Source organism: Bacteroidales bacterium, from assembly GCA_014860575.1.
Classification (GTDB): Bacteria; Bacteroidota; Bacteroidia; order Bacteroidales; family JAAYJT01; genus JAAYJT01.
On record JACZJK010000014.1, the window covers coordinates 1 to 11,851 of the forward strand.

The window sequence follows — 11,851 nt, forward strand, 5'->3', positions numbered from 1 at the left end:
AACAACCTTTTCTCAACCAATTGTAAATCTGAGTGTTGTGCCAAGTGCCTTAATATAAGAAAGTGAAGGTAAATTCCAATCAGTAAGTGCTGGGTTTTATTACCTTATTTTTAAGGATATGTTTCCTGTTAAAACCGGTAAAAGTATTTGATAAATGCCAGAGACTTCCGATTAGACCCTAACTACCTTTGTCTGAACATTTACCGCCAATAAACACGCCGAAGAAAAAGCGGCTAACAAACCAAAAAACCATGTTATGAAAAAGAAATTTACTGTTTCAGGTATTACCGTGTATGGTATTTCCGGACAAAGAAGCCACAATGGACTTATCGGTTCAATCATTGCAAGTTTCTTATTGATGTTCGTATTTCTCGGAGTCACTCAGGCGCAGACAACCTGCTGCCCGGAATTCAGGTTAAAGGATGCTGTTGAAATATGCCCGCCTGAAGGAGCATGCCACAATAATTCCGGTACACCTGTTCCCGGACAAGGGAAAGCTATGGCAGCATGTCGCGAAAGCGTTCATGTTTACACTGTTTACCCGAATGATCCGGTGTATACTTATACATGGACTGTTGTTGGTGGAACGCTAACAAGTCCCAATCCCGGAAATCCTGGAGTTATTACCTGGGGCAATGGCGGCTCCGGGTTTATAAAAGTTGTGATCACAGGATTAAACGGCTGCATTGATTCCCTGATGCACGAAGTTTGTTTGATTGACGGCCCGAAAGCAGATTTTCTGCCTTCAGCAGATACTGTGTGCGCCAATACACCCATCTTCTTCACCAATCTTTCAGCCGGTGGCAGCGCTTACCACTGGGAATTTGGTGACAGCAATACCTCCGATCTTTTCCAACCTACACATTTATATACCAGTCCGGGTGTTTATACTGTGATTCTTACAGTAACAGATGCTGGCTCCGGCGGTGCACAAGGCAGTGATTTGCCCCGGGCTTGCGGATGCAGCGACACGATATCAAAAACCATTGTGGTACTGGCCGGAGAAGGTCCAACCATTGAAACAGATTGCTGTTACGGAACAGTATGCCCCGATTTTACTTCCACATTTTGCACCCCCGATACATGTACAACGTATAACTGGACTGTAACCGGAGGAACCATTATCAATGGCGCCGGTACAAATTGTATAGAAGTGCTATGGGATGTTAGCTATAGTGTTCCAACAACAGTTACACTTGAAACACCTGGCTGCGGCCCAGGTCCATGCCCTGGCATAACAACCATGAATGTACCGGTTTTGTATCCCAACCTGCCAATCAATGGTCCTGCGATTCTTTGTGTCGGGTCTTCAGGAACTTACTCGCTGCCTCACATGCCCGGAACATATTACACATGGACTGTAACCGGCGGTTTGTATACCATCAACACGCCAGATCTGAACAAAGCCAATGTGAACATTACTTTTCATACCCCGGGGTCATATACAGTGCAATGCAATTACACTAACCCGCTGGCAGGATGCAATGGAAGCAGCAACATCATTGTCAACGTTCTTGATGTTTTTCAAATCTTTGGACCCGATGTAGTCTGCGAAGGTGATATTATCGCTTATTCAACCAATGGTCTTGCTACATGGAATGTTACTCCTGCCGGTGCAACTTATTCGCCAGGGCCATCGGTTTCAAACAATATTACATGGAATGTGCCTGGCACTTACCTGATTACAGCCACGCACATTCCTGCCGGTACTTTCTGCAATCCTGATGCTTACAAGGTTGTTGAGGTGATTGCGAAGCCAATCCTAGGATTAATCACTGGCCCAATAATTGCCTGTCCGAATAAGAATTTCACTTTCGGCATTACATCAAACGTTACAGGAAGCCCATACGTCTGGACTGTAGGTCCCGGAACCGGGATAATCCATTCGGAACTTGGCGTTGATAAGGATCAGGCTATTATTGAACTTACAGGACCCGGTCCCTGGACTGTAAACGTTTACCAGGAAATAGAAATAAGCCCTGGTATGTACTGCCAATCTCTGACCCAAAGCCATGCAGTGAACCCGTATCCGGCACCTGTAATTTCAGGCTTGGCAACGGTATGTGTTGATGCTATTGAAACTTATTCTACACCATTACCAATTCCTCCCGGCGGATTTCAGTGGTCGGTTTCACCGGCAAACTGGGGGAGTATTCTTACCGGCCAGGGCACTGACCAGGTAACCATTCGCTGGCACGGAACACCAACCACAGCCAACATCACCGTTACCTCCTGCTCCGGTGTTGACGTTTTCCCGGTTACCATTGTGAACCCTCCTTTTGTAGCTCCAATTTCAGCAAACGGGCCTACAGCATATTGTTTACCTTCTGCACCGGCCAATCTAACGCTAAGCACAACACCGGGATTTCCGAATTATCAGTGGTATCAGGATGGAGCTCCGGTTGGGATTAGTTCACCATCTTATACAATTGTATCATTACCGGCTGTGCCAGCCACTTATGTTTTTTCAGTTGTGGTGTCAAACGGTATTTGTGATGTAACTAAGTATATTCTGATCATAGTTGACAACTGTTCAGGTGGTGGTGGTGGACCGCCTCCTCCTCCATGTGCCCTTGATTTTACCATCAATCCTAATCCGGCATGTGTGGGCCAACCTGTGACGTTTGTAGCCCAGCCTTCTTTTGGTGGCTTTGAATTCAGTTGGGATTTTGGCGATGCTGCAACTTCGTTTACACAAATCACGGAACATGAGTACGATGCAAGTGGAGTTTATAATGTGACCCTGATAGGGGTGCTTCCCGGATATTGCACGTTAACTGTAATTAAACCGGTTACCGTTAATCCTTTGCCTTCCTGCATTATTTCGGCAGCAGATACATATTTTTGTCCCGGCGATTCAGTATTACTGACCGCGTGCAGTGGAATGAGTGCCTATCAATGGTACCTTGATGATGTTCAAATTCCAGGTGCAAACGCTTCAACACATTATGCAACACAATATGGAGAATATTATGTTGTTGCTACCAATTCATTTGGTTGTTCCGATAAATCAAACGCCATTTACATTTACATGCACGGATTGCCAAAAGCAAAAATTATTGCCCAACGGAGCTATTGTACACTTCCCGGAAGTGTAGAAAACCTAAACCTTTCGGCATGGTACGATGCCAACTATAGTTATTTCTGGTCTGATATCGCTGTATCGGCTTCTTTCAGCCCCAATGGCAGCAATGCCGCCTCCTTCACTACGGCTACCCTCACCTTGCCTGGCACTCTCCCTTACCAGCACGAGTTTATTGTAGAAGTAACCGATCTTACAACTGGCTGTAGAAACTACGACACCATTTGCGTGACATTCTATGAAACGCCTCCATTGAGTTCAAACTGGGAAACCGGTTGTGAGGGGGTACCCTATTTCCTTGCTGCAACGCCCAACGATCCTTCACAATATAATTATCAGTGGAGCAATGGTGCAACAACGCCTACCACTGTTGTGAGTGCAGCCGGATTTTACAGTGTAACCATTACCAATAAATCAACCGGCTGCTCTGCAACCACTTTTGCAGCAATGATCTTCCCAAAACCCGATGTGAGCCTCTTCCCGTTGGGTTGCAAAACTATTGATTGCAAAGACTCATTGGATATGTACATTCCATTGCCTTTGACATCCACCGCATGGAACAACACCTATCCGCTCGCTTATCCGGTAATTGAATGGTACGATGCCTCCAACACGCTTGTAGGAACCGGACAAACATTCCCGTTCAACAGTCCTGTAGCCGGTTATTATGAACTCCATGTTGTGGTTCAGAATAATTTTGGATGTGTTGATTCTGCAGGTGTTTTCTGTATCACTGTAACCTGCAACGATTTGGGCGACCTTGATTTCGGCGATGCACCGGATCTGCTCAATCCAGCCTGCTATCCTACTTTATTGGCCAACAATGGCGCGCGGCATAATATTGTACCTGGTGTGTACCTTGGCAGCCTTGTTGATCCCGAACCGGACGGTCAGCCAAATATCAACGCCGATGGCGATGATATTGATTTACTCTATCCCTCCTCAGGCGATGATGAAGATGGTGTGATCCTGCCACCAACCGTACAACCCGGCCAATCGGTTGTAGCTATAGTTACTGCTTCGGTACCGGGATTCCTGGATGCATGGATTGATTATAATATGAATTGCAGCTGGGCTGATGCCGGCGACCATGTGTTGGCGAGTGTTCCTGTAAATGCAGGAATCAACGATATTATATTTGAAATACCCTGCGGCGCTGCTTCCGGGCAAACCTATGCCCGTTTCAGGTTCAGAACCACACCAGGCCCCATCAGTTATGATGGTTTGGTTTCTGATGGTGAAGTTGAAGATTACACCTTGTTTATTGAAGATATCCCATGCGATGAACTTGATTTTGGCGATGCTCCTGAAAACCCGCCTGTCGGATGGTTCTATCCCACAACACTCGTAAATAATGGGGCACGTCATATTATTGTCCCTGGGGTTCATCTTGGCTTACTCATTGACGCCGAGCCTGATGGCCAGCCTACTGTTAATGCTGATGGAGACGATCTGAATAACATGGATGATGAAGATGGAGTAAACTTCATGACAACGCTAATGCAAGGACAAATCGCAACAATAAATGTTACTGCTTCCGTTACCGGATTCCTTGATTTATGGATTGATTACGATCAGGATGGAACATGGACCGGCGCTGGAGAACATATATTTACTATTCAACCACTTTCAGCCGGTGGCAACCTGCTTAATTTCAACGTTCCTTTGACCGCAGTGCCCGGAAATACCTATGCACGCTTTAGGTTCAGGACAACAAGTACGAGCATTAACTTCGACGGCCTGCTGTTTGATGGTGAAGTGGAAGATTATCTGGTTCACATTGAGGAATGCCAAACGGGCGATTTATATGAATTTGGTGATGCGCCTGAAGATGCCCTCGCTTACCTTTCTCCGATTACAATTGGGCAGTTCCCGACTTGTACAAATGTTGGTATTCCTGGTAGCCACATCCAGCATTTTACGAACCCAGGCATGTTCTTCGGGCCTTCAGTTGATTACGAACCCGAGGGTAACGCCGGTTTCTGTCCGCTCTTTAATCCGAATACCTATAACCAAGACGAATGCTTCATGGATGGTGATGCCGGTTTGATGTACCCGATCCCGAATACAATCGTCGGAGCGTTGGGCAGCGAAACCATTGTGCCATGTATTCCAGAGAGTCCAGTGCCATGGTACACCTGTGTTCCCGCTAACTGGGGCAGTGACCTGGATATCTTTGTTAACAACACTAACGGCTTTAACCTCACTGCTTACGTGAATGTATTGATTGACTGGAATCAGGATGGCCAATGGGGCGGTGGTGCTTTCTGCTTCAACAACCCGGTTCCGGAACATGTATTGATCAACTTCCCGGTTCCTGCGGGTTATGTTGGTCCATTGTCAGGATTAGTTCCTCCAAACTTCCTTGTTGGGCTGCAGTCTGGCTATGTTTGGGCAAGGTTCTCAATTACCGAATCGCCGGTTCCGGCTAACTGGAACGGCACCGGAATCTATAATTTTGGCGAAACCGAAGATTATCTGATTTTTGTAATGGAAGAGATAATTCAGGATCTGTTTGACTTCGGCGATGCACCGGAAGGCGCACCTGCGTATCTGACTCCGCTTACTGCCGGGCTATTCCCAAGCTGTATGAATGTGGGTCCTGCCGGTAGTTATATAAGTCATACCGGAAATCATGAGGCTTACTTCGGCCAGTTTGTAGATTACGAGGCCGAAGGCAATGCCGGCTGGTGTCCGATATTCAACCCGAATACGTATAACATGGATGAGTGCTGGATGGATGGCGATGCAGGGCTGATCATACCCCGTGCATTCACGATTACTGGAAATGTTGGTTCCGAAACTATTGTTCCTTGTGCCGATGGTCCTAACCCACTGTGGCGAACATGCCGGATGGCGCAATGGAGCAAGAATATTGACATTTTTGTCACCAACAATCTTCCCGGAAATGTTCCGGCGTACGTTAACCTGATCATTGACTGGAACCAGAATGGCCAGTGGGGTGGCGCATCCAACTGCTTCTTTAATATCAGCGTTCCTGAACATGTTCTTGTGAATTTTATGGTTCCAGCCGGTTTCAGCGGGCCTTTGTCGGCGCTCATACCACCACAGTTCAGGATTGGACCGAATGCAGGCTATGTATGGGCGAGATTCTCAATCACCGAATCACCGATAGCAGCCGGCTGGGATGGTAGCGGAGTGTTTGGATTTGGAGAATCTGAGGATTACCTGTTCAGGATATCACAAACCTTTATCCCAATTGACATCATCCTGCACGATATCTTTATCCCTCACGAATTTGATACCTGCTATGCTGCAACCGATTCAATTGTTGTTGGCGGTGGTGGTCCGTTTGTTGTTGAATCAGGCGGCGAAGTGCACCTGCATGCCGGGGAACGCATCCGTATGCTGGAAGGCACACATGTATTGCCTGGTGGGTATCTGCACGCTCAGATCATCACAGATGATACATATTGTGCGAACCACAGAAGCCTGCTGGTTGAGGATGATGGAAGTGAGTCTGAAATCGTGGATGAAATGCTCCTCAAGTCTTCTGGATTTAAAGTGTTCCCCAATCCTACCACCGGGGCCTTTATACTAGAACTGCTTGAACCGCTGGATGCTGAGTACATAGTGGTTGAAATATACAGTATGCTGGGAGAGAGGATAATTAGTTCCAGGCTGTTAGGTTCAACACAATATGAGTTTGATCTCAGTGAAAAACCGCGCGGTGTTTACCTGGTGCGTGTATTAAATGGCGATGCTGTGGGCATTGAGAAGGTAATAAAGAATTAGTTTAGTCTGATAATTCGTTAGGGTGATACATGATTCCTTTTATAGTTCTTGACCGTTAAGCATTGGTGAGAATTTAAAGGGGATCATGTTTCATTTTTTATTTCAATGCTTTGGCGTAATTCGGTGTATCATTTCCACTGAAATTAAAAATGGGTAACTAGATTTACTGTTTGAGGTTTTCATCTTTAAAAATTTTTGTAAAGAACTGAGACTTTCATCAATAATTCTATATTTGCAAACCAGGGACAAATCCACTTCCTCACATTTATTTCGCCAGCCCTATGATACGTGTATTGATAGTATTGTTGGCATCTGCAACTGCCTGTTTTGCGCAGCAGTCTGAAATTGATAGTATGCTTCGGAAGGCCGGAACTCAGCAAGGAGAAGATAAGGTTAATACACTTATAAATATTTCGCGGCAATATTTCATTATACAGGATACACTTGCCTTCCGATATGGCCGCGAAGCTATCAACTTGTCGGATAGCCTGGGTCTTAAAGAAGGTACAGCTAAGGCAATGCTTTTTATGGGTCTCACCTGGGCTGATACTGAACCTGATTCAGCACTCAGGTATTATCTTAAGTCATCAGAGATTCTCTCCATGCTTGACCACCCCTGGGCCCATTATGGGTACAGGAATGCATCGGATATTTTTATCAGTAAGGGATGGTTTCCTGAGGCCTTGGATTGTGTGTTGAAAGTATTTGAGATAAACCAAAAGTCTGGCGATACTTTGCTGATGGTTGAATCATTATCAACACTCGGCTATTTACATGTCAGTATCGAAAACTATAGCGAGGCATTGGCATGGCAGCGAAAGGCCCTTGAAACCCTTGGAAGCATAAAGGATGATACCAGGAGGGGAATAATATATGGTCGTATTGGTATTGTTTACGATGAGATTGGCAATTTCGACAGTGCATTGTACTACAACAATCTGGCAGTTGATTATTTTAAGAAAGATGGCAATGAGGTTTACCTGGCACAATGGTTATCGAACATTGCGAACACAAACATTAAAATGGGCAATTTCGGCCATGCAGAAGATTTATTGCTTGAAGCCCTGCGACTTGACATAACTGATGATAGGAGGCCAAACATGTTGAATAACCTTGCCAAGGTATATATTGTAACCAAACGCTACTCACTGGCGGAAAATACTTTGGACAGCTCCTTCTATTTTGCAGAGCGGCTGCATCTGAAAGATGTTGAAAGTGAGATTTGGTTCCGCAAATATGAATTGTATAAAGCCCGGGGAAGCATCAATGATGCAATGGATGCTTATATTCGTTATGCCAGTTTGAAGGACTCAATTCTCAATGAAAAGAAAACTGATCAGGTTGCCCAAATGCTGGTGAGGTATGAAACTGAAGGTAAGGAAAAGGCCCTTTTGCTCGAAAAAGCTGAAACGGCCAGATTAGAGAAGGAAAAAGTTCAGGCACAATTATCTGCGAACCGTACCCAGCAATGGATAAGGGGCATAACATTTTTATCAATATTGCTGATAATCAGCATTCTGTTACTCATGTTGCGTACGAAACGTAAAGCACAAATCGGAACAAAACTAGCTATCAGTCAGGAGCAAAAGAAAAGTCTGGTGGCGCTGATTAACGCCCAGGAAGAAGAGAGAAAGAGGGTTGCCAAAGATTTGCATGATGGTATCGGACAACAGATTAGCGCCATTTCTTTGAACTTCCAGGTACTGGCCCGAAAGCTTGTCAAAGAGTATCCGGAACTCAATTCAGAAATGGAAAAGATAAAACACCTGATCCTGGATACCAGCCATGAAATCAGGGCAGTTTCACATCAGATGATGCCCAGGGCGCTTACCCATTTTGGACTCGTGGATGCTCTTGATGACATGATTGATACGAATTTTAAAAACAGCAATATTGTTTGCCGGTTTAATCATCAGAACATGCGTGAAAGATTGGCCCAGGAAATCGAGATCGGACTATACAGGATAACACAGGAACTGGTGAGCAATATCATCAGGCATTCACAGGCAAAAGTGGCTGATATTCAACTTTACCGAACCGATTCCACCTGCGTGTTGTGCGTAAGCGATGATGGAATTGGTATGAACCTGAACACAACTACTGGCATAGGCATTACAAATATTACAAGCAGGGTGAATTCGCTGAGAGGACAGCTTAAAGTTAATTCGAATCCAGGATCAGGAACCGTAGTAACCATTAAAATATTGCTTTGAGATGGAAGGCAAATATAAACTACTGCTTGCCGATGATCATGAAGTGATGCTTAACGGTCTTACTGCTATCATTAATGCTGAAGATAATCTCAGAGTTATTGATACCGCGCGAAATGGCAGCGAATTGATTGCTAAAGTAAATAAACTCAATCCTGATTTATGCATTGTTGATCTTGACATGCCTGTGATGAATGGATTGCAGGCTTCTGAAACACTATTAAAGCAGGATGAAGACATTAAAATAATTATGCTGACCATGCATAAAGAAGGCAGCCTGGTTCGTAAATTCAGGGAAATAGGGGTCAAGGGTTATTTATTGAAAACATGCGATAGCGACGAACTCATTTTCGCAATAAATAAGGTATTAAAGGGCCAGGCTTATTTCTCCGACCAATTGTTTTATGAACCTGCATCCGCTGCACAAAGCGAAAGCGCTGACATTACAAGGATTACACAACTCACAAAGCGGGAACTTGAAATAACCAAGTTGCTCTGCCAGGGCCATTCGAACAACAAAATAGCAACCGCCCTTTTCATTAGCCCCAGCACCGTTGATAACCACCGTACCAATATCATGCGGAAGCTCGAAGTGCACAACATTGCCGGGCTGATACGATTCTGTATCGCCAATAAACTTGGTTAGGTGCTTAGGGTTCGAAACTTACCAACATATTGCCTGCTTGAAGTATGAACAAGGATTGCCTGCAGTGAGATTGCTTCGCTAAGCTAACGAACAACAATTTATGAAGTGCCCTACTAACTTCGAACATCTTAAATCGTTAATCCTTGTTATCAAATCAATTTTGCTTATGATTTTGACATTTTATAAATCAAACCCAATCACTGAAAGGCTTTTCTCTGGAAAGGAGAGATCTCGGCCTTTTGTATATGTTTGCTGCTGTGTTGCACTCATCTTCACTTTCCCGCTTCTACCACCATGTGTTTTTCTGTGAACCTTTTGTAGGGTGTTTACCCTATAAAATGTGTGTATTCGCCCCATTGCATGATGGGTATCGTTTCGTGGAAATTTGCAATTGTTTACAAATGAAGTAGCGTGCAAGGTACCCACTCGATATTTATAGCCGACCATAACGCCGCCCTGCTTGATGGTTTGGCCAACATCATCAGCCAGGAGCCTGCGTTTAAGGTCATAGGTACAGCGCGAAGCGTAAAGGAATTGATGGACAAAGCAGCCTGCAGTGCTCCTGAAATATTTCTAGTAGATTCTGATTTGCCCCAACTAAATGGAGATCAAATTTCGCCATACTTTCTGAGACGCAAAAAACCAGTAAAGATAATCATGCTCACCGACCATTGGGAGAAGAGCCTGATAAAAAGGATCATCGCGTTGGGCGTTATGGGATGTTTGCTGAAAACCTGCGATGCTGACGAACTCATATTTGCGATCCATCAGGTGTTGGCCGGCAAAACATATTACCCTGGTTTTACTGAAGATCAGTTAAATATTTTTCAGAAAAGCGATGATATCAACAAACAAAATAACTTACTGACATGAAGGGATTAATGTTATTTAGGGAAAGACACAATTGCGTCTGGGGTAAAGACCCTACAAAAAGGGTGTTCTTACACTATTGATTCGAAGCATCCTGAGCAACTTACTTTGCAAAGGTTTACCAGGAGCCTTTCAAAAAAAAGGCGCTGAGAAAATGCGGATGCCTGAATAAGGTAGTGGACCAAAAACAGATAGAGGAATTTTTTGCTTTTATTAAATACCAATTCAAAACAAAATCAATTAACCAAAAATTACAAATTATGAAAACTAAAATTGTTTACACTATCGTTGCATTGGCATTATTTGCCGGAAGTACAACTCTTAACGCCACCGTATGGAGAGTAAATGGCACTCCAAATTCAAGCGCGCATTACACCACTGCACAGGCTGCACATGATGCCGTTACAACTGTTAATGGTGATACACTTTATCTTGAGGGTTCAACCTATGCCGTAGGAGGTCTTTCTTTGACAAAACAACTGACCATAATTGGCACCGGCTATTTTCTTGCGGAAAATCCTGAAACACAATACAATCTTTCACCCAGCACTTTTAATAGTTATGTTTACTGCTCTGCCGGCAGCGAAGGATCTAAATTTGTAGGTTGTACTTTTGATTACTCTATTTACCTGTACACCAATAATCTGACATTTGAAAGAAACCTTTTCACTTATGGTAATAACAATGCAATTTATGCACAGGCAAATTGTTCAGATATCCTGATCCTGGGAAATTACTTCAATAATTATTTTGGCTACACCAGTATCTACTTGGGAAGCACTCATAGTAACATATTGATTGCCAATAATTATTTTAATGGTTATGTCAACACTAGCGCCAATTTCAGTGGCTTTTTTATTAACAATATTTTCAATTACCCGATCACAATTCACAATTCCACACTTGTTAATAATATTGCGTTTTCCACTGTGACTTTATACAATTGTATTTCAAACTACAATATAGGCAACTCTACACAGTTTGGCAACCAGAATGGAAACCAGCAGAACATTTCTCTAAATGATTTATTTCTAGGCTTAAGCGGAAATAGCACCGACGGACAGTGGGCATTAAAAGTTGGATCACCCGCCATTGGCGCCGGAGAAGGCGGAACCGATTGTGGTATTTTTGGTGGCGAAAGTCCATATAAACTCAGCGGTATGCCACCAATTCCTGCCATTTACGACCTGAATGCGCAATCATTACCCTCTAATACCCTCAATGTAAACCTGAAAGCCAAATCGCATAACTAATTGTATTGCATTTTAAGGATATCCCTTGAAACCA

General features: G+C 44.0%; 5 protein-coding genes. All 5 read left to right on the forward strand.

Features of this window, described 5'->3' with window-relative positions:
- The first annotated feature begins 256 nt into the window (after positions 1-256).
- The 5 genes from IH597_02945 to IH597_02965 all read left to right on the forward strand — a co-directional run bounded on the left by IH597_02945 (position 257) and on the right by IH597_02965 (position 11,817).
- Positions 257-6,838 (forward strand): PKD domain-containing protein, encoded by a 6,582-nt coding sequence (locus tag IH597_02945; GenBank protein MBE0661400.1) that lies wholly within the window; start codon positions 257-259, stop codon positions 6,836-6,838.
- Between the two features lie 281 nt (positions 6,839-7,119).
- Complete coding sequence (locus IH597_02950; protein MBE0661401.1) at positions 7,120-9,051, forward strand: hypothetical protein; 1,932 nt, start codon at positions 7,120-7,122, stop codon at positions 9,049-9,051.
- Between the two features lies 1 nt (position 9,052).
- Positions 9,053-9,694: a response regulator transcription factor gene (locus IH597_02955; GenBank protein MBE0661402.1), complete on the forward strand. Its 642-nt coding sequence runs from the start codon at positions 9,053-9,055 to the stop codon at positions 9,692-9,694.
- 411 nt (positions 9,695-10,105) lie between these two features.
- Positions 10,106-10,567, forward strand: a complete 462-nt coding sequence (locus IH597_02960) for a response regulator transcription factor (protein ID MBE0661403.1) — start codon at positions 10,106-10,108, stop codon at positions 10,565-10,567.
- A gap of 257 nt (positions 10,568-10,824) precedes the next feature.
- Positions 10,825-11,817: a hypothetical protein gene (locus IH597_02965; protein MBE0661404.1), complete on the forward strand. Its 993-nt coding sequence runs from the start codon at positions 10,825-10,827 to the stop codon at positions 11,815-11,817.
- Positions 11,818-11,851: the final 34 nt, after the last annotated feature.

What these genes read in the sequence shown, in the direction of transcription:
- IH597_02945 (MBE0661400.1), top strand. Translation starts at nt 257, where the DNA reads ATGAAAAAGAAATTTACTGTTTCAGGTATTACCGTGTATGGTATTTCC.
- IH597_02965 (MBE0661404.1), top strand. Translation starts at nt 10,825, where the DNA reads ATGAAAACTAAAATTGTTTACACTATCGTTGCATTGGCATTATTTGCC.
- IH597_02950 (MBE0661401.1), top strand. Translation starts at nt 7,120, where the DNA reads ATGATACGTGTATTGATAGTATTGTTGGCATCTGCAACTGCCTGTTTT.
- IH597_02955 (MBE0661402.1), top strand. Translation starts at nt 9,053, where the DNA reads ATGGAAGGCAAATATAAACTACTGCTTGCCGATGATCATGAAGTGATG.